Raw genomic sequence first — 25,548 nt, forward strand, 5'->3', positions numbered from 1 at the left:
GGAAGAGCAAATTGATTAAATGCCCCCTTATTCTACTGTTCATCAACCTACTCGCTACTATCAGTTTTTCCAACCAGATAAGTGCGAGTGGGTTGCAAGTCACACCCGTGACATTGACATTCACCGCGCAACAAAAAGCAGCCGGAATTTGGTTAAGTAATAATGGAAAAGACCTTATACAAGTTCAGGTGAGAACATTTATCTGGCAACAAAAGAATTTAGGTAACCAATTAACACCAACTCGAGATATCATGATTAGTCCACCAATGATAAAGCTTCTCCCCAATGAACAACAGCTTATCAGGGTTATTCGTAACAACAACCTACTAGGGAACCAAGAACAAGCATATCGACTCTCAATTAATGAAATTCCATTACCTCAGAAAAACAGCAGTCATTTACGGCTTGTTTTACATTATTCATTGCCTATTTTTATTCAACCTTTAAACATGCCTCCTCCCAGCACGTTATTAGAATGGCAAATAAAAAAATTCCAATCCCAAAGCTATCTAGTTGTACATAACAGAGGCAATACACATGCCCAGCTGTCAGATATTCGTTTGATAAATTGTAAAGGTAAAACGACGGTAATTAATTCAGGTTTATTAGGATACGTCTTACCGCAATCCACTATGCAATGGAATATTAAACTGACTGACCTATGCTCCGCCCCCAACAACCAAATAAAAGTAATGATCAATGGTGAGCGACAATCCTACCCCCTCTAATCGCTTTCATCATCATTACTTAGCAGATATCTCACTGCTATACGTGATGTTTTATCCCCTATTTGTTATCGCTCAATCCGATATCACCTCTACGACAGTGGAATATGTGTTCAATGACACAACGCCATTATCAGGTACCGAACTGTATCTTGAAGTCACAATTAACCAAACTCATTTTGGTATTGCTCGTTTTGGCTACGATAATGATCGGCTGTGTACCACGACAGAAACACTGAAACAACTGCGTTTCAAAGCAATAAAAACGCATGCTAAGACTATTTGCTTGGATGAATTAACCGGCCTTAGCTACCACTATGATCCCAACCAACAAGCCGTTGCAATTCATTCTCCTCTTTCATTATTAGAACTCGGCTCGACAACAATCGAACTTATCCCATCGGAACAAGTGCAGGCAAAATCCTCCTCTGGTGCTTTACTCAACTATGATTTACGTGTTGTAAAAAATAAAACCACTGCATTAAGTAGCTTTTCAGAATTGAGATTATTTAATCAACAAGGCTTATTTAGTACGACACAACAAACCCAAAACACGTTTGGGCACAGCGAGTTCAGCCAACCTTTTATTCGTTTAGACACAACTTGGCGTTCTTCTTTTGAAGATAAAAAACTATTTTTAAATATCGGCGATACCATAACTCGTTCACTAACTTGGTCACGAGCAACTCGGATAGCAGGGCTACAAATAGCGACTGACTTTTCTTTGCAGCCTTATATTCCAACCGCCCCGTTAATCGCTTTTTATGGCTCCGCCACACTTCCTTCAAATGTTGAGTTATATATTGATGGTATCAAACGCTATAGCGGTGAAGTTCCTATAGGTCATTTTACCTTGAACAGTTTGCCGAGCGTTAATGGAGAGGGAAATGCACAAATCATCCTGACTGATTCTCTAGGTAGAGCAAACGTGCAAAACATTTCATTCTATAATGACCAAACATTACTACGTGAAGGCATTTTTGATTGGTCCACTGAATTTGGTGTCGTACGCGAAAATTATGCCCTCCGATCTTTTGACTATGCCAATTCACCGATTGCAAGTACCACATTGCGTTATGGTATGAATAATCACTTCACTGCAAGTGCCCATTCTGAATTAACAACTGATTTAATCAATTTAGGTATTGAAGGTGATTGGATCCCAAAAATGGGAGGCGGCACAATCTCAACGGCTGTTGCCGTAAGCTCTGATTTAAATAGCCAAGGCTGGCTTTATTATGCAAGTTACTATTGGTCAAATAATCACTTTAATTTCGGGGCATCCGCCACCACTACCACCTCTAAATATCAAGATATTGCCGCAACCTATTCATCCCCACCCTATGCATTTAACGGTAATACCACTATAGGTTATCACTTTGAAACCCTTGGCAATATTAATCTATCCTATTTAGGTTTTCGTCCTCAGCATGATCATGCCATTCATTATTTAGGAGTGAGTTGGTATAAATCCCTCGGTGATAATCTATATCTTAGCGCCAGCATGAATAAAAAACTCAATGATGATAAAGAAAGCCTTTTTTATCTTGCCGCGACTCTGCTATTTGAAAATAACAAGAGTATCCGCATGACTAGCCAACACAATAAAGATGGATTCTTGCATCAAATTAATGCCAATAAATCGATCACTAACGAAGGTGGATTAGGTTGGGATATAACCGCAAGTAAACAAGGTGATGAAAGCCATCATCAAATAGATATTCGTTATCTTACCGATAAAATAGATGTCAGCGCGGGTATGAATAAAATAAACCAAATGAATTCACAATATCTTGGCGCGAGTGGCGCTATAGCAACTATCGGTAATGGTTTATTTATTTCAAAATCCATCATGAACAGTTTTGCTATCGTTTCAACTAACGGTATCAGCCATATTCCAATTAAATTAGAAAACTCTATTGTTGGTATTACTGATGATGACGGGTTACTGTTAATACCGTCACTCAATAGTTATCAAAAAAATATTCTAGCTTTAGATTCCACAGACCTTCCAGCCAATATACAGGTCAAGCAATCGAGTATACAAGTCATACCTAAATACCATTCCGGTGTTTTCGCAACATTTGAACTATTAAAAACACATTCCGCACTCGTTATTCTTTCAGATGCTGAAGGAAGACTGTTGCCCGCAGGTAGCCTAGTTCAATTAAATGATCAAAAAGAAAATCTAATCACAATTGGATACGATGGAATGGCTTATTTCGATACATTACAAGAAAGCAATACGCTTTTCATTAATTACGGTAAAGAGCAATGTAGCCTCACTTTCCACTATCCCAAAACGGAGGAACTTATTCCTCAAATTGGGCCATTACGCTGCCATTCAGAGTAAGTATCCTAATACTTACTCACTATATTCAATCACAAATTGAATAGGAGATAAAAAATGTTAACTCTTCATAGAAAATATAAAATATCTTGCATTGTTTTTTTCTTATCTCTGTCTTTAAATTTACCTCGTCACGCTTATAGCCTAGCTTGCTCCATTTCAAATATTAGCACATTGAATTTTGGTCACATAATGCCTTTAACGAATAACGTGGCAACCACCTCTTTGACCTTTAATTATAGCTGTACTAAAGAAACTCTCGAAACACTTGTTGGTGCCACACTTTGTTTAAATATTGGTATCTCCAGCGTTTCTGGACAAATTACCTCTCGCCAAATGTTACCAGTTGGATTAAATAGTCCCATTAATTATCAGCTCTATCAAAATGCAAATCATAGTCTAATCTGGGGGAGTCAACATATTTCTGGCTCCAGTCCAATTATGATTAAATTAAGCTTAAACCAAGGACTAACACCTGCGACTGGTTCAGTGACTATTTACGCTCAACTATCAGTTAATCAATCAAGTGTTATTCCTGCAACTTATATTGACACTTATACCTCACTAACAGCCACCTCAACCTTAAATCTTGGTATCCTTAGTACGCCTAATAGCTGTGGTTCAATTGTTGGCCCTAGTTTTCCTTTTGTCGTAACCGCAACAATTACTGATCAATGCCTAGTATCAAGTAATGGAGACATTAATATTGGCAGTGTACAGAGCTCAACAAATAATGCAGCGGCTAGTGGCCATATTTCGGTCACTTGTACAAATACAACACCGTTTAGTATCGGACTCTTACCCTCAAATAATAATTTACAAGGTTCAGGGGTGTTACAAAGTATTTCGACTACTGAAAAAATCCCTTATCAATTAAGCTCAACACCGGGGTTAAATGGCGCAACGTGGGGAAATAATCCTTTAAATTTAATTACCGATATTGGCTCGGGGATCACTAAAGACTACCCGGTTTATGTCACGGTACCATCAACAAATTATCCTCCAGGCAGTTATAGCGATACCGTCACTATTAATGTAACCTATTAAAATACCAGAGAATCATTAGCGTATTTTGCGTCACCCTGATAAGAAAAAACCGTTCCCAAAGGTTATTCTCAAGTAATTTGTTACTTAATACACATAGATTTTTTCTAATATTTTCGCTCTTGGTTGGAAAAAATTAATATTATGAGAATTGAATAATAATTGAATGATAATTAGCCTTGTTGGTATCATATTGCGATTTGTGGGATGCGCAAGCAAGCCGGAATTTGATAATACATAATCTAATTATCCGGCAATTGGCTTATTTATTATCAAAACGGTCATTACAAGGGGAGCTTCTTAGCAATCATTGCATTGTTGCGAAAGAAGAGCAGCGTTTGGCGGGCGCTCACTTTTTTATGCGTACATTGAATGGATAATTAACCGCTATTTTTCGTAGTCGGTATGAGTATTTTTTATATCCCATTTAACTTTTATAACCGTGTCGTTTTGCTGCATCAAGCAGCAAAGATTTTTTCAAGGTTAACAAAGGTATTACTCTTCAGAGTTATCAGTCATATGAAGATGACTGATTCAATAGCCCTAGTTTAGAAACATTAGTCACTCTCCCATTAAAACATTTTATGGGAATACAATATCAAGTAATCATAAACAATCGATTGCTTAGTGTATTAACTCCTGATAAACGCTGAGGCTAATATTCCTGAATCTGTAGGCGATCAGTGTGATTGAAAACTAAGTAATATAACGCTTGAAATTAAGTTAAAATATCCATCAAGAATAGAACTATTCATTTCAAAAAATGCTTTCGCTATTCGATTATCGACCGCAATACTGTTTGGCTGTGGCTCAAAACCAATCGCTCTACCTACTGAGCTGACAATCCGATAAATTTATTTAATCTCTCTCATTTAGCAGAATCCACATTATTCTGCTATTTTATTTATATAATTAAATTTTGGTTATTGATGTTAATTTGGTGTTATCTTTGGATTAAGATATCACCACTCTACTTACAATCAGTTAAGTTTTCCTTACACTGACTGAGATTTGTGTCACAATATTTATGCAAACACTGTCACACAACTAAAAATATACTGTGACCGCACTAACCAACCTCTTTGGATAAATACCGATGGAAGAAAATCAATCCACAACATCAACACGCTCGTCTGCTGATCGGCAACAGCTAAAACGTAGCCTGAGTAACCGCCATATCCAACTTATCGCTATCGGTGGCGCGATCGGAACTGGGCTATTCATGGGTTCTGGGAAAACCATTTCACTCGCGGGCCCTTCAATCATATTTGTCTATATGATTATTGGCTTCATTCTCTTCTTTGTCATGCGAGCCATGGGCGAATTATTACTTTCCAACCTCAATTACAAATCCTTTAGTGATTTTTCATCCGACCTCATTGGTCCTTGGGCTGGCTTTTTTGTCGGCTGGACTTATTGGTTTTGTTGGGTCATTACAGGTATTGCCGATATTGTCGCCATTACATCCTATGTCAGTTTTTGGGTCCCCGATTTTCCTGAATGGGTGACCTCTTTTATTTGCGTTGTCGTTCTATTAACGCTGAATTTAGTGTCTGTCAGGCTATTTGGTGAACTCGAATTCTGGTTTGCCATGATCAAGATTGTTGCCATTGTCACGCTCATCGCCGTTGGTGGCACTTTAATCGCCATGAACTTTCAATCACCGGCAGGTCATACTGCATCATTAAGTAATATTTGGAATGATGGCGGCATGTTCCCGATGGGAATGAGTGGCTTTTTCGCGGGCTTCCAAATCGCCATTTTTGCCTTTGTAGGAATAGAATTGGTCGGCACTGCCGCAGCAGAAACCCGTGATCCTGAGAAATCTCTGCCAAAAGCAATTAATGCTATTCCTTTTAGGATCATTACCTTTTATGTGTTATCGCTGATTGTGATTATGGCGGTAACGCCATGGCGCACAATTTTAGCGGATAAAAGCCCATTTGTTGAAATGTTTGTATTGATTAGCTTACCGGCAGCTGCGAGTATTGTTAACTTTGTTGTACTGACATCGGCAGCCTCTTCGGCTAATAGTGGCGTCTTTTCAACCAGCCGCATGCTATTTGGCCTATCAAAAGAAGGCGATGCACCAAAACAGTTTAGTCGTTTATCAAAAAAAGCTGTTCCAGCCACGGGACTGATCTTTACCTGTATTTGTCTCAGCTTTGGTATCGTACTGATCTATTTTATTCCTGATATCATGCATGCTTTTACATTAGTCACGACTGTATCAGCGATCCTATTTATGTTTATCTGGAGTATGATCTTATACAGTTACCTCAAATTTAGAAAACATCGCCCACAGCTTCATAAAGCTTCACTTTATAAAATGCCTGCGGGTATTGTGATGTCTTGGATTTGTTTGGCTTTCTTCGCATTTATGGTAGTGCTACTAGCATTTCAACATGATACAAGACAAGCACTGATCGCGACTCCTGTCTGGTTTATCATTCTATTAATTGGTTACCAAGTCGTTAAACGCCGTAAGAAAACGCATTAAAGACCAGATAGTAAAGCGCTACTATAAAATTGAATATGTTATTCAAATAGCTTAAAAGGCCTGAATTCAAGACACTCCTGAACTCAGGCCTTTTAACTTTTATCGACTTCGTAATACCTTATGCATTCATACCTATAGCCTATCGATATGGCTATTTCTGAACCAAATATCATCAGCTCAATCTTCTTCATCTGTGCTAGTACATTTTCAATGCACTTTTTCCTAACCGTACAAGCACCTTTTATTAATGCCGCCGTTTACTTAAGTTAGTGTAGAGAATAAATATCGACAGATTATTAAGCAGTTGAGCTGTTATTTATTAATTTATTTTGGTATTACATTGAAAGAGATAAGTCATAAACATGATCGTAAAGTTCACTTTATGTCTAATGAGCAACGTTAAATTAAAGGTAAAAAATGACAAATTTATCCGCATTGACTATTTTTCATGATCCTACCTCAGAGCCAAGTAGAGCAGTTCACTGGCTTTGTATTGAGGCTAATATTCCCATCGATATCAAATACACGTGGTTGACGCGAGGAGAACATCTTTCTAAGGCGTTTTTAGCCGTCAATCCGTTGCATCAGATACCCGCAATGCAGCACAACGACTTTTGCCTTTCCGAAGCAACGGCAATCATGAACTACCTTACCGATATTCACGGTTGTAGTGATAAATGGTTTGGAGCGAACCATAGATCTAAGGCTGTCATCAATAAACATTTATCTTGGTATCATACGAATCTTCGTAAAATTTCAACATTGGAATATTTTCTTCCCGTACTATTAATGCCTGCATATCTCGGGATAGCAAAACCCTCAGCAATTGAGATTGAAGCTAAATTAAATGCACTTCATGCTATGTTTAAAAATTTAGATTTTCTGCTTGAAGGCAAAGATTTCTTATCTGGAAATGATATTTCCGCCGCAGATTTACTCTATGCTTGCGATATTTTTGCTTTAAGGATTGACCCCAATTTTAAGCAAATAATAGAAAGATACCCTAATATCTGTGGCTGGTTAACAAAGCTCGAGTCAAGGCCAAGTTATAGGCTTTCACATAAAGCATGGGATTACATTGTTCCACAAATACTGGCACTAAACGGGGGTTCTAAAGGGTCTCCAGCGTGGATAGCTGATACTTGTGAACAAGTCATCGGGTAACAAAAGCGGATAAGCGGTTTAGACAAGTCTAAAGGAAACAAACTGAGCGCCTTACTCAAAGTTGATTATTTTTACCATCACTTGCGGTGAATAAACATCCCCACAAGCTCAGATTTGAATGCTCAAAAAATAAGGCTATACAAAATAAAATCAATGAACAATATTCAATAGTCATTTTCTATTTGCTCATAAAAAACCCCCAGCAGTTGATTACCCAACTACTGGGGGGACTTTATTTTATAAATTACTTCGTTTTATATTCCGCCTCAGCTTGTTCGAAACGCGCCTGAGCAGCAGCACTTGGTGCCTTTGTTAATAGGCTAACAAGGACAATTGCAATAGTCGCAAGAATAAAGCCAGGAATAATTTCATACAGTGCAAACCACTTGTACTTCATCCAAACTAATACTGTGACAGCTCCAACTATCATCCCTGCAAGAGCCCCTGTTCGTGTCATGCGCTTCCACAATACTGACATTAAGACAACGGGACCAAAAGCCGCACCAAAACCAGCCCATGCATTACTAACCAGTGCCAGAACTTTGCTATCAGGGTCTCTTGCGATGTAGATCGCAATCGCTGCCACTAACAGAACCATTAAACGACCAACCCAAACGAGTTCTTTCTGGCTTGCTTTTTTACGAATGAATGGCTTATACAAATCTTCAGTTAAAGCACTTGCGCATACTAATAATTGGCAACTTAATGTACTCATAACCGCGGCTAAAATAGCGGATAATAAGATACCGGCAATCCAAGGATTAAAGAGTATCCCCGCTAGCTCCATGAAAATACGCTCATTATTCCCCATAACCGAAGAGGCTAATGCAGGATTCATTTCAAAATAAGCAATACCAAAGAAACCAACAGCCGTCGTTCCACCAAGACACAAAATCATCCAAGTCATACTGATGCGACGAGCAGAACGGATAGTACGATGAGAATCCGCAGCCATAAAGCGAGCTAAAATATGTGGTTGCCCGAAATAGCCTAGCCCCCACCCTAATAGCGAGATAATGGCAACAAAATTCAACCCTTTAAACATATCTAAATATTCAGGGTTTTTAGCTTTAATCACCTCAATTGCGGTATCGGCACCGCCTAATGAGAAGATGATCACGATAGGCGTTAAAATCAATGCGAATATCATTAACGAGGCTTGGACGGTATCTGTCCAACTTACCGCTAAGAATCCCCCTAGGAATGTATATGCGATTGTTGCTAATGCCCCAAGCCACATTGCTTTTTCGTAGCTAATATTAAAAGTACTTTCAAACAATAGGCCACCAGCGACAACACCAGAAGCACAGTAGATGGTAAAGAACACTAAAATGACAACAGCGGAGATAATACGCAAAATTTTACTATTATCTTCAAAGCGACTAGTAAAATAATCAGGCAAGGTTAACGCATTATTATTTTTCTCAGTTTGAACGCGTAAACGCCCAGCGACAAATAGCCAATTGAGGTAAGCGCCTAAACTCAATCCTATCGCAATCCAAGCTTCTGAAATACCCGCGAGGAAAATAGCGCCAGGTAACCCCATTAGCAACCACCCACTCATGTCGGAGGCACCGGCCGATAAGGCTGTTACCACGCTACCCAAACTTCGCCCGCCTAAAATATAATCATCAAAATTTTTCGTTGAGCGATAAGCTAAATAGCCAATAAGTAACATGCCAGTAATATATACGATGAACATAATGATCATCGGAGTGCTTACAGTCATCCGTCTTCTCCATAGAATAGTTATTCTTTTTTGGTTTGTTGCACTAAATTGCACGTTAACAAATTAAATTATAAATTTATGTGTCTTGTGTTTGTGTTGTGTTGCACTTAATAAAAAATATCACCTTAGCATGCTAGACAAACTCATTTACATTTAACAAGAAATTAACGCCATTTTATTCCATAAACGATACCCATATCACAAATGTTAAATTAGTGGTACTAAAGTTAATAGATTGATTAACATTCCACTCATTAAGGGGTTGAATTCAACCGATTGATTTTCAATAAAAAATTAATTTGTTATTATTGACCATCTCATTTAACAAATAAAAATACGATATATTTCACAATTCCTTTAGAATAGGCTTTAACAACGTTGCACAAAGTTGCAACATCATGCTATTGATGTGTAACTTTTTTGTTTCTAGTAGCTAATTATTTAGAGGAAATGGGATGAGTAGTACGACAACTATGGGTGTGAGACTTGATGAAGCGACTCGTGAACGCATTAAAACTGCTGCTCAACGTCTTGACCGCACGCCGCATTGGCTAATTAAGCAAGCCATATTCAATTATCTTGAACAGCTTGATAATCAGCAGTTCATCCCTGAGATCTCCGCAGGACAAGATAACAAAGACGGCCAAATATCAGAAGAAGAATCACTAACAGAATCGAATTATCAGCCTTTTTTGGATTTTGCTGAACATATTTTACCCCAATCGGTTAAACGCTCAGCGATTACATCCGCTTATCGCATTCCTGAAACGCAAGCGCTTCCCATGTTATTGCAACAAGCGCAATTGCCCGCTGAACAAGCCGATGCAGCACACCAGTTGGCTTACTCCATAGCGGAAAAACTACGTAACCAAAAAAATGGCATTGGTCGTTCTGGATTAGTTCAAGGCTTATTACAAGAGTTTTCACTTTCTTCACAAGAAGGTGTTGCGCTCATGTGCTTAGCTGAAGCGCTATTACGTATCCCAGATAAAGCAACACGTGACGCACTGATCCGAGATAAAATCAGTACGGGTAATTGGCAATCCCATTTAGGGCAAAGTAGCTCAATGTTTGTCAATGCAGCAACTTGGGGCTTATTGTTCACTGGTAAATTAGTTTCTACACATAATGAAGCAAAACTCTCTAGCTCTTTAAACCGTATTATTAGTAAGAGTGGTGAACCATTAATCCGCAAAGGCGTTGATATGGCGATGCGCTTGATGGGTGAGCAGTTTGTTACTGGTGAAACTATCGCACAAGCATTAGCAAATGCTCGGAAACTGGAAGAAAAAGGGTTTCGCTACTCTTATGACATGTTAGGTGAAGCAGCACTAACAGAAAAAGATGCCCAAGATTATATGGTGTCATACCAACAAGCTATTCATGCAATCGGTAAAGCATCTAATGGCCGAGGCATCTATGAAGGCCCAGGCATTTCTATTAAATTATCTGCCTTGCATCCCCGCTACAGTCGCGCACAATATTCGCGCGTCATGGAAGAGTTGTATCCTCGTTTATTATCATTAGTGCTACAAGCACATCAATATGATGTGGGGATCAATATCGATGCGGAAGAAGCAGATCGCTTAGAAATCTCACTCGATTTACTCGAAAAACTCTGTTTCGAGCCTAAACTTGCCGGTTGGAATGGGATTGGCTTCGTCATCCAAGCCTACCAAAAGCGCTGCCCATTTGTAATCGACTCTATTATTGATCTTGCAGAACGCAGTAAGCGTCGATTAATGATCCGTCTAGTTAAAGGGGCTTATTGGGATAGCGAGATCAAACGCGCACAAGTTGATGGCTTAGAAGGTTATCCTGTTTATACACGTAAGGTCTATACTGACGTTTCATATCTGGCTTGTGCTCGTAAATTATTGTCTGTTCCAAACCTTATCTATCCACAGTTTGCAACACATAACGCTCATACCCTCGCTGCTATCTATCAAATTGCAGGGAAAAATTACTATCCAGGCCAATACGAGTTCCAATGCTTACATGGCATGGGGGAGCCGCTATACGAACAAGTGGTTGGAAAAGTTGCTGACGGCAAGCTTAATCGTCCTTGCCGTATTTACGCGCCAGTTGGTACTCATGAAACGTTGTTAGCCTATTTGGTTCGTCGTCTACTCGAAAATGGAGCTAACACTTCATTTGTTAACCGTATTGCGGATGCAACGATTCCTCTTGATGAGTTAGTTGCTGACCCAGTGAAAGAAGTACTTGAGCTTTCTAAAGTCGAAGGACAAATTGGTTTACCGCATCCTAAAATTGCATTACCTCGTGATCTTTATGGCCAGCGTCGCGTCAATTCAATGGGGCTGGATCTGTCAAATGAGCACCGTTTAGCTTCACTTTCTAGCGCTCTTTTAACGGCTGCAATGCAGGAAAAATTAGCTCAGCCACTGTTAGGAGGGGATTATCAATCTACGGAAGCAGCCGAAAACAGAGTGCCTGTCATTAATCCTGCCTGCCATTCCGATATTGTTGGTCACGTGCGTGAAGCAACGTTAGAGGAAGCTGAATATGCATTAAATATCGCCAGTGATGCCGGTGCGATTTGGTTTGCTACTCCACCTTCAGAGCGTGCGGCGATATTACTACGTGCCGCTGATATCATGGAGCAACAGCTACAGCCATTGTTAGATGTGCTTGTTCGTGAGGCGGGTAAAACCTACGCGAATGCGATTTCAGAAGTTCGAGAAGCCGTCGATTTCCTCAATTATTATGCAACTCAAGTCAGAGATGATTTTGATAACAATACGCATCGACCACTAGGTCCTGTCGTCTGTATTAGCCCATGGAACTTCCCATTAGCTATTTTTACAGGGCAAATAGCGGCAGCATTAGCGGCAGGTAATACCGTATTAGCAAAACCGGCGGAGCAAACTCCTCTTATAGGCTCAATTGCAATATCGATACTCCATCAGGCGGGTATTCCACGTGAAGTATTGCAATTTTTACCGGGTAAAGGGGAAACTATCGGTGCGAAACTGGTTGGTGATACAAGAGTTCGTGGCGTTATGTTTACTGGTTCTACTGAGGTGGCAGGTTTATTGCAACGTAACATTGCAGGCAGGCTGGATGCTCAAGGCCGCCCAACACCACTCATTGCCGAGACGGGCGGGTTGAATGCGATGATCGTGGATTCATCAGCCTTAACGGAGCAAGTTGTCACCGATGTGGTCGCTTCCGCGTTCGATAGTGCGGGTCAACGCTGTTCGGCTTTACGTATTTTGTGTGTTCAGGAAGATGTCGCGGATCGCACAATTCGTATGCTTAAAGGTGCGATGGAAGAGTGCCGTATGGGGAATCCTGAGCATCTGTATACTGACATTGGGCCTGTCATTGATAGCGAAGCTAAAGAGAATATTGAGCAACATATTCAACAAATGCGTAGCAAAGGCAAAGAGGTGTTCCAAGCCGTATTCAATCATAATGAGGATCTCCATGAGCAATCTGAAGGTACTTATGTGAAACCAACATTGATTGAATTGGATAACGTCAGTGAACTGAAAAAAGAAATCTTTGGTCCTGTGCTACATGTTGTTCGTTACAAACGAGAACAACTCGTTGATATTATTGAGCAGATCAATGCTGCGGGTTATGGATTAACGTTAGGCGTTCATACTCGAATTGATGAAACCATCAACCAAGTCGTTGCAAGAGCCAAAGTTGGCAACCTGTATGTTAACCGGAATATGGTTGGTGCGGTTGTCGGTGTTCAACCATTTGGTGGTGAAGGTCTGTCGGGTACTGGACCGAAAGCGGGTGGACCACTCTATCTGTATCGATTATTAAGTGAACGTCCAGATAATGCTGTCTCTCGTACGCTCGAAAGACAAGATAGTGAGCTTGCACTAGATGCCACTGCACGCCCTATTCTACTTGAGTCTTTCAATGCCCTTTCTACATGGTTAGAGAAACAAGAACACCATATAGAATCTGAAGTATTAGAGCAATTTGCACGCCATGCACAAGCAGGTACATCACGTTTACTACCGGGACCTACGGGTGAAAAGAACACGTATACCTTAACACCACGTGGCACGATTTTATGTCTTAGTGATAATGAAAAAGACTGTTTAGTGCAATTGGCTGGGGTTCTTGCCAGCGGCTGCCAAGCATTATGGCCTGAAAGTGAGATCCACCAAAAGCTCTACAAATCACTGCCTGAAAAAGTGCGTCATGCAGTTGCAATGACAAAAAATTGGCAAGAACATCATGGCCATATTGAAGCCGTTATTTATCATGGTGACAGTGACCAACTCAAAGTTGTCTGCGAGAGTATCGCTCAACGTAAAGGCCCAATCATTTCAGTACAAGGTTTCGAACGTGGTGAAACCAACTTATTACTTGAAAGATTAGTCCATGAACGTTCATTGAGCATCAATACCGCAGCAGCAGGTGGTAATGCAAGCCTAATGACCATTGGCTAATTAAAAACGCCTGAGCCTAGTTAATATTAGGTTCAGGCGTCGTTTTATTTATTTGCTTCCTATCTTCCCGTCATGCCCTTTATTATTTCAACCCAATCTGTATTGTTCTTTTAATAACCAGATATTCAATATTGGTAATTAATAATATTGAGCTAAGATTGAATCTAAATAATTATCTATTGTGGTTAGTACTTATTCTTAATATGACCATCACAATAGACGGTTCTAATTAACCTCGATTAATGACGAAAAAAATCACTATATTCATTAGAAACAAAAAGGTGCCCATAATGGACACCTGACGTACTATAACCGTATTGCACTGAACAAGTTGTTAACTAGGTTCTTTGCTATGGATTAATTTTTCTCTGATTCCCAATACAAGTATTGCTCATATTTACGTAGCGCAATATTGTAGTTGCTAAAAGCAGATTCAGTCATTTTATCGCTTAATTGCTCTTGAATTTTGCTCGCTGTAAACTCTTTCATTGAAAAATTAGACGATGAGAGAAGTTCATCAAGACGGCGCAAACGAACAACATATTCGCGAACTGTGCTGTGGCTCATTTCAGTCTGTAAGAATAAATACTGTTTAAATGACATGATGTCAAAGAAATCAGTATTACTATTGCAATAAATTTCACTGCAAAAACGACAAAGTGCGGTAAATTTATCTTGTAATTCAACCCATGTATTTTCATCAACTAGCTCGGTCATCTCCGCAATAGCTTCTTTATTCAAGATGCTATCATTAAAGACTAGAGAGATACGATCCAGTGTTTTATGACAATGTGCACAATGAGTTTGGCTGTGTTTAAAGTCTTTGATATAACGACTCAGCGGCCGTTTCTTAACAATAGAAGCAGACATGATGATAAAGCCCTGTGTGTAAGTCTAAAATTAAAATTGTAACGTGGTATCCACGCTACATACTTAGCATGCCCATAGCATTATTATTTATCCGCTATGTTGCATAATAATACAGATTTATCTGTATCAAGCTCTTTTGCTTTCTCTTAAGAGACTAGTTCATACTAAAAATACACGGTATGAGCTATTTTCCCTCTGTGAAATGCATTCTATCGCGTCTATCACTCTTTGGCGAATTTCTGCGAAGACTAGAGTTTGGTACGAATTTGATTTAGCGTCAACCTATTAAACCAGTCATTTATTGCCTTTGCACAGAATAAAATCACAATAAAGCATTATAAGTCGCTAACTATACCAACAGTTAAAGTGATGACTTTACCCGATAATCAACCGAGCATTCAATAAAAATTTAATTTATAAATCAGTTTGATAGTTAAATTGGCGTTAAAATAGTAAAAATGTGAAGTAACTCACCTAACATAACCAAAATTTAACTATTCTCTGCGTAGATATTAATTTTTTAAATAGCTCATAAGCTGATATAAAAGAAAAGTTGTAAATTTAATTTTACATTTATGTGCTTATTAAGCATATGAATTTATTTTTTTAACATATGCAAAAAAGTTATAGCTCATAACCAAAAGATATATCTAATTTATAGATTATAATTTCACCCCAAACAGCCATCTGAGATATTAATTTATTTTTTTTAAGTAAATTTACCCATTCACTTATTAAGATCGTTACACTGATATCACTCATACCACATCGCTAATATACGACACCTATAAATTGATACCATCCACATTTTCTGTGGGTAAATTCACGCTCAGTCTGTGGATAACTTTCTTGATTCATGGTGATACCACGCTTTAAGCAAATTGAATAAAAAACAGTCGACTTATATTAAAATATTCCCATTACTGCAAATGCCCCGCTTGTGATAACAACAGACAACATTATCTTGTCAATGGCCTATGTTATTACGGCATCTTGTAATATATTTTCAATACATCACACTCATCTTTTAGATTAAAATGCCAAATATCTTGGCTCATAGATTTTAGATATCAGTTTTAAGCTAACTTATAAGGTATTTTTCGAGTTATTTTTTAGGATTTGTTACGTTTGATATCGAGAAAAACTTTTATATACTCCCTCTGCTACTTCAAAAATAAATAATTTAAGGTTGATTATGAAAAAGTTAATTCTAGCTTGCGGTATGGGTTTAATGGCATTAACGATCACAGCTTGTTCTGATGAAGAGAAAAAATCAGAAGTTGCGGGTGCAACAGAAACTTGTAATACCTACTTTGCTGAGATTGATTCTCTGATTGCAAAAGCGTCTGAAAATCCAGAAGCAAAAGCTCAATTAGATGCTATGAAAGGCCAATTAGAAGAAGGTAAAAAACAAGTTGCAGCACTACCTAAAGATCAGCAAGATAAAGCTTGCCAACAAGGTATTGATGCAATGAAACAAATGAAATCTGCTTTAGGCCTACAGTAATAAGATTTCTCTATACCATGGGGCTATAGATATATGGCTCCATATTTTTATAATGAGAGTACAATCGCAAGCCTTCAAATATTGTCTCGTCCTGTCTCCCTTCATACTCAATTATAACAATAAAAATGGCTTATTATAATTTCCTGAAAATCGGCCATTCAATAATGATAAAAAATAGCGTCATCATGCTGAACTGTTGAGTACCCAGAAAATAGTTTCTCAAAGCCTATTCTACCCCCCTATCGAAGAGATGTTTCTCATATTATTTTTAATAATCATCCTGTATTCAGTAAAAATGTCCCAGTATAAAAATATGTCACAAATACACTGTTATTATTAAAGCTGTTCAAGGCAGTAAATTGAATGAAGACTACCCTGTTGTTATTATCTTTCAAAACAAGCAAATGACGCTTTAATCTCTGTATTTAGCTGAGTAGTAAGGCGATTAAAATAGCCTTACTACCACGTTTTAATTATCTACAACCAAGTACCAAAACGTTTTATGTAAAACTGCTTCATTAGCTGTGCAACAACACAATAACTGACTAACGTTAACACCAGCCAAGGGAAATATTCTATTGGTAATGGTTGTAATCCGATCCATTCACCGAATGGGGAGAACGGAATATAAAGACCAAGCGCCATTATCAACCCTGTGGTTAATAAGACGGGTAACGCCGCAGTGCTTTGAATAAACGGTATTTTTTGCGTACGTAACATATGAACAACTAAGGTTTGTGATAATAGCCCTTCAACAAACCAACCTGATTGGAATAATGCTTCATGAGCAACACTATTAGCTTGGAAAACGTACCACATCAAAGCAAAGGTAGTAATATCAAAAATGGATGATGTAGGACCTATCCATACCATAAAACGGCCTATGTTTTTTGCATCCCATTTGCGTGGACGTTTTAAAAACTCTTTATCCATTTTATCCCAAGGCAAAGCCAGTTGAGAAATATCATATAACAAGTTTTGTACTAATAGATGAATCGCTAACATCGGTAAGAATGGAATAAAGGCGCTAGCGATCAAAACAGAAAATACGTTACCAAAGTTAGAACTTGCCGTCATATTTAGGTATTTAATGATATTGCCAAAGGTTTCTCGTCCTTTAATCACACCTTGTTCCAATACCATTAAATCTTTTTCTAACAAAATAATATCAGCAGATTCTTTTGCAATATCAGTTCCTGTATCAACGGAAATCCCCACATCTGCATCACGTAATGCCGGTGCATCATTGATTCCATCACCTAAGAAACCCACGGTATGACCATTGGCTTGCAATATTTTTAAAATTCTGGACTTTTGTAATGGTGTTAGCTTACAAAATACCGAGACTTGCTCAACTTTCTGTTTTAATTCTGTATCTGACATAGCCTCAACTTCAAGGCCAGTCATAATCTCACTCACATTTAAACCTACATCGTGACAGATCTTTTCCGTAATAATGGCGTTGTCACCCGTTAATACTTTTACGGTCACACCATTTTCACGTAAAGCTGCAATCGCTGAAATTGCGCTTTCTTTCGCCGGATCAAGAAACGTTAAAATACCACGCAATTCTAACTGTTGTTCCGCAACGGCAGAAAGTGGCAAACTGGCTTCATCACTATTTAGTGAGCGAGTGGCCAATAGCAACACGCGAAAACCTTGTCGATTATAATCACTGACTAATTCGGTAATCTGTTGTTTCGCTTGGGAGTCAAGTTGCTGAGATTGACCATTGTGTTGATAACTCGTACATACAGCAAGCATCTCTTCTGCTGCACCCTTACATATTAATAGTGCCTCTCCTGCTGGGGTCCTCACCGATACAGAGAGCTTACGACGAATAAAATCAAAGGGAAGTTCATCAATTTTTTGATAAGCACGCAATTGCTCTATTGCATTTTTTCCTCTGCCGCGCCGAATGATCGCTTGGTCCATCATATTCTTAGCACCGCTTTGGTTAAAACTATTCAACCATGCCAGTTGCAAAACTTGATTATCTTTTTCGCCGTTACTTCCTAAATAATGCTCTAAAATAATCCTATCCTGCGTTAATGTGCCTGTTTTATCAGTACAAAGTACATCCATTGCCCCAAAATTTTGAATCGCATTGAGCCTTTTTACAATCACCTTATGTTTAGACATGGCAATTGCGCCCTTGGCTAGATTTGAACTGACAATCATAGGTAGCATTTCAGGCGTTAAGCCAACCGCAACAGCCAGAGAGAATAACGTTGCCTCAAACCAATCACCTTTTGTAAAACCATTAATGAGTAAAACAATAGGCACCATAACCAACATAAAGCGAATGAGTAACCAACTAACGCTGTTGACTCCACGATCAAACGCCGTTTGCGCACGACTACCAACAATCGATTTGGCCAGTGAGCCAAGATAGGTTTTTGCGCCCGTTGCTACAACGATCCCTCTCGCTGTTCCACTGGTCACATTGGTTCCCATCAAACAAATATTAGAGATTTCCAACAATTCATTTTCGGTTAGTGAGATGGGATCAATGCTTTTCGCACTGACATCCCCCAGCGTGTCATATTTTTCTACTGGTATCGACTCCCCAGTTAATATCGCCTGACTAATAAATAGATCGCGAGACTCAACCAGTTTTAGATCTGCTGGAACCATATCCCCAGCAGATAACAAGACAATATCTCCTGGAACCAAACACTTGATGGGAACTTCCTTGCGTACTGAACGCCCTGTTTTATTGTCTCGACGGAACACCGTTGCGGTGGTACGAACAAGGGATTTCAACGCTTCAGCAGCCTTATTGGTTCGATATTCCTGCCAAAACCTTAATAATCCGCTTAATAACACCATGGTGACAATAATAATAACGCCTGTTAAATCAGTTTCTTCACCTTGGCGTTCAGGGATGAAATAGTCAGTGAAAAAACTCACTATTGCCAATGTCATTAAGACAAAAATGAAAGGATTTTTAAATGAGGAGAGGAGCTGCTTCCACGCTGGAGGGGCTTTCTCATGGGCAACTTCATTTTCGCCCTGTTCTACTAATCGATCGAGTGCCTCATTATCTGTCAAACCTAATAAATTAGTTTGATATTCATTAAGCACTTGTTCCATTGTTTTATTGGCTTGTTCGCCAACAATATATTTTTGGCGCGCAGTGGTCTTGGCACTTTTGCGCGGATGCCTGATTTCAGTCATAACGTTTATCTCTAATACGGTATTTACCGTGCTAATTGAACGCTATCTAACTGAAAATAAATTATTTATTCATAGTTAGATAGCTCCCATTTTTTACTCCATGACGGAGGGTGATCGTCCATTTCGGCTCCTTTAGTTAATAATTATTCAGCATTAGGCTGGTAGCTCTGATGCCACTTTCCAGTTAATTGCACTGACACTCTGTTCAATACTGATCCGGCAAACCAATGCTTCAATTTCTTTTTGCTCCGCCGGTGTTGCTAAAAATTCAGCAATAACTTCTAACTGTTCCGGTCTAAGCGTATCGGCACTGCTTAATGATTGCAGCCGGATATGTAATCCATTTATTGCTTGTAAAATTAATGTTCTAACTAAGATTTCATCGTCTTGATGACACATCACACGAATTTTATAACGTTGTTCAACATCAAGCGCTTGGGTTTGTGGTTGTTTATTAATTCTTTGTGCCGCTTCACGCAGTAGAATATTGGCACAAAGGATAAGCATCGTAGCCATCGTCGCTAAAGAGTACTGCCCGAGGCCACATAACACCCCAATACCAGCAGAGCACCAAAGTGTGGCCGCCGTATTCAAACCACGAATATTCATCCCTTCACGCATGATAACCCCGGCTCCCAGAAAACCTATTCCAGATACAACTTGTGCTGCGATTCTTCCTGGACTATCAGGTGAGGTGGTGACCGAACTCAAAATAAATACGGCAGCCCCTGTTGCGACTAACGCATTTGTGCGTAAACCCGCCATGCGCTGACGCCATTGACGTTCCGCACCAATTAAAGCACCTAAGCACATTGCGAAAACTAAATTTAAAATATCGGGAGTAAATAACATGATGGTCCCTCCAAAAATAAATTGGATAATAAAAATAGGTAAAATATATTTCACCTAGCCTTAAGTATGAATAATAAAATAATTATTCAACGTTATAGGCTATTACCTGGAGGAAATAATGAATAGAAATAGAGATTCATGACCTTTACCCACAAAAATTACAACCTATTGATAAACAATAGTTATTTAATTAAGGAGTATCGAGAGAGTCAACGCTTGATACTGCCCACCATCGCGGCAAGCAGTTAATAGAAGGAATAATTAATTACTTGCCAATAAAATTAAATTTTTATTACAACTCTGACTGTCCAAGTAATTATCTCCTAACGAAATTTGCAAGAAGTATAGATTGCGTTATTTATGAAGTAAAGCTTTAAAATAATATTTCATAATAATTAGCTTTCTATGGGACTGACAAATATCCCATCTCCCCCTTCTTTTTCATTAAAAAACCAGATACCACCTGGGTATTCAGGTAGAGAAACTAAATACATTATGCCTTCATTAAAAGTTTCAATGAGTAATATTTTGCCTTCACGTCGTTCTTGGCCGTCAGTTTTGACATAAACACGATCATTAATTTTCATCAGATGGCGGTCTCCAGTAAAAGTGTACTGAAACCTAGTGTAGCGGGAATGAAAAAGCCCGTCATTAAAAATGACGGGCTTTAGAAAATCAGTTAAGCAATTAAGCTTAGATTGCAGTTACGTTAGCAGCTGCTGGGCCTTTCGCACCATTTTCAATGGTGAATTCAACTTGCTGGCCTTCTGCCAGAGTTTTGAAACCAGCGCCCTGAATGGCAGAGAAGTGAACGAAAACGTCTTTGCTACCATCAGCAGGAGTGATGAAACCGAAGCCTTTAGACTCGTTGAACCACTTAACTTGACCTTTCATTTTGTCGGACATTTGACTTTTCCTATATAACATCAAAAAAACTTGCCTTTTCGGCATATATGGGCCAGAGTCAGCTATTTAATCAGGAAAAAACCAAGATGAAGCGTCACGGTCAAAGGCTATCTGGGATAACTTTCTTCTTTAGAACACACTAACTCAGTAATCATACATCAAATAGGACTGCTAAACAGGCCGATGACCATTAACTCATGAGTTAAGGATAATAGCAACTATTTTATAGAGATTCCCCTGAAAAAAACGCTGTTTTTTAGGCTACGTCACTTTTCACGCTATTAAATTAACAATTTTTTCGCATTTTGTTGATAGATTGAAAGAATTATTGAGTCAATCCAAACGCTATCAATAAGATAATTCTTATGCCGTGACAATTACACTCAATTTTTTTCGTAACTGATATATAACAATTCGACTTACGCATGATACTCTTCATTGCATAGATGTCTTACAGAGAGCTATCACACCATGGATATCATTAAAAAAATACTTATCGAAGATTTGGACACTATCAATAAAAGCGAAAAGCGTGATGGTAAGCCGTACTTCAACAGTCAATTTATCGCTAACCATCCCTATTTATGTATCGGTATGGTTGCCGCTTATATTCCATTAGCGATTTTAGTCCTCTATGCCCCTTATTTTGGGTTGTACTGGATGCTTGGTTTTACCGCATTATTTATCATTTTAGCGGCTGTTCTGCTATTTGATATTAAACCTGTATATCGTTTTGAAGATATCGGTGTCCTTGACTTACGCGTTTGCTATAACGGTGAATGGTTTGTAACCGAGAAAGTTTCTGATACCTCGATTCAAAAAATCCTTGATTCGAATGATGTTAGTAGTGCAATCAAACAAGAAATTACACGTTTGGTCGAACTTAAAGGGATGGTTTCATTTTATGATATTTATCATATTGCCTATCCGGAAGTTCCTACACGAGTAGAAACACCATTAATGACTCAGAATAAAGCGCAATATCAATAAGCTAGAGTAAAAATCAACCATAATGCACAGTCCGTAACCAAACGAATTATTTTTGTGTTTTTATCGTTGACAGCCTGAGGCGATATCGTTAATATTCGCCTCGTTCTCAGGAACACTGCAATTCCTCCATAGTTCAGTCGGTAGAACGGCGGACTGTTAATCCGTATGTCGCTGGTTCAAGTCCAGCTGGAGGAGCCAAATTTGAAAAGCCCGCTTTATAGCGGGCTTTTTGCTATTAATGTTCGTTTTATTTCAACATAGCATTACGCCAACGCTGCACACCTTGCGCATTTCGCTGGTATTGCCTTATCGGCTCTAACACCAAGCTAAAAAAAGCAAAATATCCCTCACATAATTGATTGCGACCTAATAGGTTTACATGCGCGGGACAACCACCTTGACACACCATTTTCACCGCACATTGCTGGCATTCTTTACGGCGGCTTTTATTTTGTCCAAAAGGGAGCGAAATAGCAGAAGTGACAAATTCACTGAATCCCTGCTGTCCATTAAATTTGCCAAGATAATGGCTTTTATTTGCCTGATGGTCACAAGCATAAATTTCACCTTTTGTTTCCATCATCATATTCGTGCCGCAGCGCTCCGAATGAACACAGCTTGTGCTTACATGGGTAAAATATTGGCTGTATACTTGTTCGATATTCATTACAAAGACTTTGCCAATATGCGCCGACGCCTGCCACTGTCGATACACTGAACTTAAAAACTGCCCCCAGTTGTTTGCACTTAAGGTAAACCCTTGGTTAATCGCATCCCCTTCTAACATCAAGGGCTGAAATTGAATATAATGAGCGCCAAGCTCAACCAGATGGAGATAAATTTCTTTGCCTAAATGAGCAACCCCATCATGAACAACGGTTAATATATTAAATTCAATAGCAAACTGTTGCAGTAATTTAATGCCTTGTAGCACAGCCAGATAGCTACCGTTATTACCTCGTCTGTCATGGCGATAGCGGTTATGAATATGTTCTGGACCATCAAGACTAACGCCAATGATAAAATCATGCTGTTTAAAGAAACGGCACCATGCCGGCGTTAATAACGTTGCATTTGTTTGCAATGTATTAATAATGCGGACACCTTGAGGCACATATTTTTGTTGTAAGGACATCGCTCGTTTATAAAAATCTAATCCTGCGAGTAGAGGTTCCCCACCTTGCCAGACAAAATTAATTTCTTTGGTATAGATGGGCTGGGATGCAATGTAATTTTTAATAAAAGGCTCCAGCATATCCTTTATCATCGGTGCCGCTTTTTGCTCATTATTTTGTGGATAATAGCAATAGTCACATTTTAAATTACAGCCCGAACCAACGGGCTTTAATAAAATATGAAAAGGAATCGCCGATCTGACCGATTTTTTATCAACGACAGGTGGATCATAAAACGCAATTTTCATTTTATTCTCCTATTACTGCCCCTTTTTCGACTCGATACGTTGGTTCGTTTTAGGATCGATACCAATGTAATGCCCCGTTGATTCATCGACGCCGATATAATCTATCGCTTCGCCTTTAGCCTCGATAATCATGCCCGTCTCAGCAAATTGTTGATACTGCGCCTCTAATTTTTTTACAATTTCAGGGTATTTCGACGCTAAATCATGTGTTTCTAGTGGATCCTCTTTTAAATTAAAGAGCTGCCAAGGCGCCATTTCCGCTTTTGACGAACCTTTCACTAAACGTCTTAATTTCCAATCCCCGTCAATTAATGCAGCTTGATTATGTAATTCCACACCAAATAAATGTCGAGGATTAACCGTGCTTTCACCTAGGAAATGGGATTTAAAGCTTGTGCCTAACATCGGTAATGGATGGATATTTTTAATTTGTTTATTTGCATCAATACCTGCAAATTCATATAACGTTGGAGCGATGTCATAAACAGCCATCGGGGTATGGTCAATACTGCCTTTTTTGCCAATACCAGGGCCCGTAATAATCAGGTCAGTATTAATTCCACCTTGCGCGCTGGTTGTTTTATGGAAATTTGCATAAGGAGCATTGCTCACATTTGCCCAGTGAGGCCCAACAGATACAAATGAATTCTTACGACCAAGGTTTTCATAACTATTATCAAATTGTTCCCAATATTGCGGATCCGATTCATAATAAAAACCAGAAGCTGGATTAGCACCATTATCCGTAGCAAAAATAATAATGGTATTTTTCTCTCTACCAGTGGCCTTTAATGTATTTATGACACCGCCAATTTGATCATCCATATAGGCAATCATTGCAGCATATACTTGCATTGTTTTCGCAGCATAACGCTTTTCTTCAGGCGTTAACTGCTGCCATTCTTTATCTAAATCCAAATTGGGCATGGGGGTTTTATCATTGATAATACCCAATTCTTTGAGTCTATTTATACGTTGGCGATAAACTTTGCCAAATCCTTCATCGTATTTTCCATCAAATTTACTGATCCAATCGTCAGGCGCTTGAATGGGGTCATGCGGGGCAGTAAAAGCGAGGTAAGCAAATATAGGTTGGTCTTGCGGCGTTTCTTTTATCCATTGTTCAAGTTGTTGCGCATAATTTTTACTTGAATAAAAATCACTCGGCAATGATGTCTTTTCGCCATTTAACGTATAGTAAGTATGAAAACGTTCAACTGTTCCAAGTGGCATCGCATCATCAAAATGACTGGTTCCGCCTCCCATAAATGCAAATGCTTGATTAAAACCTCTGTCCGTTGGCCTTGCTCCTTTGGTATAACCTAAATGCCATTTACCTGACATCATGGTGTTATAGCCGGCATCTTGGAAACGCTCCGCCATAGTGACCACACGGTCGGTTAAACGCAGCTCATAGCCGGGTTGCCCTACCGTATTTTCATACCACCACATTCCCCCCATTCCTGCTTGTTGGTTGGTTGCCCCCGTCAACAGCATCGAGCGCGCAGGCGCAGACATTGGAGAGGTATAATATTGACTCATCCTAACACCTTGATTAGCCATTTCTTGTAAATTTGGCGTAGGGATTTCCCCTCCAAATGGGCTAATGTCAGAATATCCCATGTCATCGACAATGATGATCAGAACATTAGGCTTATCAATAGGTGCAGCAAATGTTGTACTAGAAATCACAGAGGTTAAAGCGACAGCTAACAGTGTTTTTTTCATTCAAGCTAACTCTCATTGTTAATTTTTTGTAGCTTTAACGTTAAATATAGTTTTCATCAATGACTATCGTTCTTAGGTACGATACCTATTGGTCCTATTTTTGCTGACATAACCGCCATATTGTTTATTTAGCAATCACTT

At 39.0% G+C, this 25,548-nt stretch carries 16 protein-coding genes and 1 tRNA gene; 9 read left to right on the forward strand and 8 right to left on the reverse strand.

The features are described from left to right. Window positions 1-11 precede the first annotated feature (11 nt). The 5 genes from G3341_RS13200 to G3341_RS13220 all read left to right on the forward strand — a co-directional run bounded on the left by G3341_RS13200 (window position 12) and on the right by G3341_RS13220 (window position 7,783). Window positions 12-728 carry a fimbrial biogenesis chaperone gene (locus G3341_RS13200; RefSeq protein ID WP_244316434.1) on the forward strand — a complete coding sequence of 239 codons (717 nt, stop codon included), beginning with the start codon at window positions 12-14 and terminating at the stop codon, window positions 726-728. Then, window positions 700-3,078 (forward strand): fimbria/pilus outer membrane usher protein, encoded by a 2,379-nt coding sequence (locus G3341_RS13205; protein ID WP_163862368.1) that lies wholly within the window; start codon window positions 700-702, stop codon window positions 3,076-3,078. Before G3341_RS13200 ends, G3341_RS13205 begins: the two co-directional genes overlap by 29 nt. A gap of 54 nt (window positions 3,079-3,132) precedes the next feature. Then, window positions 3,133-4,122, forward strand: a complete 990-nt coding sequence (locus tag G3341_RS13210; RefSeq protein WP_163862371.1) for a Csu type fimbrial protein — start codon at window positions 3,133-3,135, stop codon at window positions 4,120-4,122. A gap of 1,093 nt (window positions 4,123-5,215) precedes the next feature. After that, entirely contained in the window at window positions 5,216-6,619 is a 1,404-nt protein-coding gene (gene cycA / locus G3341_RS13215; RefSeq protein WP_163862374.1) for a D-serine/D-alanine/glycine transporter, read from the forward strand. A 417-nt stretch (window positions 6,620-7,036) separates the two neighbouring features. After that, window positions 7,037-7,783, forward strand: coding sequence for a glutathione S-transferase family protein (locus G3341_RS13220; protein ID WP_154624123.1), 747 nt, complete (start codon window positions 7,037-7,039; stop codon window positions 7,781-7,783). Between the two features lie 244 nt (window positions 7,784-8,027). Here G3341_RS13220 and putP read toward each other — a convergent pair whose 3' ends face one another. Next, entirely contained in the window at window positions 8,028-9,512 is a 1,485-nt protein-coding gene (putP, locus tag G3341_RS13225) for a sodium/proline symporter PutP (RefSeq protein WP_154624122.1), read from the reverse strand. 455 nt (window positions 9,513-9,967) lie between these two features. On the opposite strand from putP, the gene putA reads away from it, so the two are divergent. Further along, complete coding sequence (gene putA / locus G3341_RS13230) at window positions 9,968-13,951, forward strand: trifunctional transcriptional regulator/proline dehydrogenase/L-glutamate gamma-semialdehyde dehydrogenase (protein WP_163862377.1); 3,984 nt, start codon at window positions 9,968-9,970, stop codon at window positions 13,949-13,951. Between the two features lie 357 nt (window positions 13,952-14,308). Here the strand turns inward: putA and fliZ are convergent, their stop codons facing one another. Then, window positions 14,309-14,821, reverse strand: a complete 513-nt coding sequence (gene fliZ / locus G3341_RS13235; RefSeq protein ID WP_154624120.1) for a flagella biosynthesis regulatory protein FliZ — start codon at window positions 14,819-14,821, stop codon at window positions 14,309-14,311. Between the two features lie 1,195 nt (window positions 14,822-16,016). On the opposite strand from fliZ, the gene G3341_RS13240 reads away from it, so the two are divergent. Next, complete coding sequence (locus G3341_RS13240) at window positions 16,017-16,328, forward strand: DUF5339 domain-containing protein (protein ID WP_154621816.1); 312 nt, start codon at window positions 16,017-16,019, stop codon at window positions 16,326-16,328. Window positions 16,329-16,805: 477 nt separating this feature from the next. Here the strand turns inward: G3341_RS13240 and mgtA are convergent, their stop codons facing one another. The 4 genes from mgtA to cspE all read right to left on the reverse strand — a co-directional run bounded on the left by mgtA (window position 16,806) and on the right by cspE (window position 21,266). Next, on the reverse strand, window positions 16,806-19,508 hold the full coding sequence (gene mgtA / locus G3341_RS13245) for a magnesium-translocating P-type ATPase (protein ID WP_163862380.1): 2,703 nt from the start codon (window positions 19,506-19,508) through the stop codon (window positions 16,806-16,808). Window positions 19,509-19,661: 153 nt separating this feature from the next. Continuing rightward, window positions 19,662-20,360, reverse strand: coding sequence for an MgtC family protein (locus G3341_RS13250; protein WP_154621814.1), 699 nt, complete (start codon window positions 20,358-20,360; stop codon window positions 19,662-19,664). Window positions 20,361-20,755: 395 nt separating this feature from the next. After that, the gene (gene dsrB, locus G3341_RS13255; RefSeq protein WP_195848191.1) at window positions 20,756-20,947 is read right to left on the reverse strand and encodes a protein DsrB; all 192 of its coding nucleotides are present in this window, start codon (window positions 20,945-20,947) and stop codon (window positions 20,756-20,758) included. 106 nt (window positions 20,948-21,053) lie between these two features. Continuing rightward, window positions 21,054-21,266, reverse strand: a complete 213-nt coding sequence (gene cspE / locus G3341_RS13260; protein WP_008911725.1) for a transcription antiterminator/RNA stability regulator CspE — start codon at window positions 21,264-21,266, stop codon at window positions 21,054-21,056. 471 nt (window positions 21,267-21,737) lie between these two features. On the opposite strand from cspE, the gene G3341_RS13265 reads away from it, so the two are divergent. Both G3341_RS13265 and G3341_RS13270 read left to right on the forward strand, forming a co-directional pair. Further along, on the forward strand, window positions 21,738-22,256 hold the full coding sequence (locus tag G3341_RS13265; protein ID WP_154624497.1) for a YlaC family protein: 519 nt from the start codon (window positions 21,738-21,740) through the stop codon (window positions 22,254-22,256). Window positions 22,257-22,378: 122 nt separating this feature from the next. Continuing rightward, window positions 22,379-22,454, forward strand: a tRNA-Asn gene (locus G3341_RS13270). Between the two features lie 49 nt (window positions 22,455-22,503). On the opposite strand, the gene G3341_RS13275 is transcribed toward G3341_RS13270, so the two are convergent. After that, a complete protein-coding gene (locus tag G3341_RS13275) occupies window positions 22,504-23,679 on the reverse strand; it encodes an anaerobic sulfatase maturase (RefSeq protein WP_154624498.1) in 1,176 nt (391 codons plus the stop codon). A 12-nt stretch (window positions 23,680-23,691) separates the two neighbouring features. Continuing rightward, window positions 23,692-25,407: an arylsulfatase gene (locus G3341_RS13280; RefSeq protein WP_163862383.1), complete on the reverse strand. Its 1,716-nt coding sequence runs from the start codon at window positions 25,405-25,407 to the stop codon at window positions 23,692-23,694. Window positions 25,408-25,548 lie beyond the last annotated feature (141 nt).

This window comes from Providencia vermicola (assembly GCF_010748935.1).
GTDB lineage: Bacteria > Pseudomonadota > Gammaproteobacteria > Enterobacterales > Enterobacteriaceae > Providencia > Providencia zhejiangensis.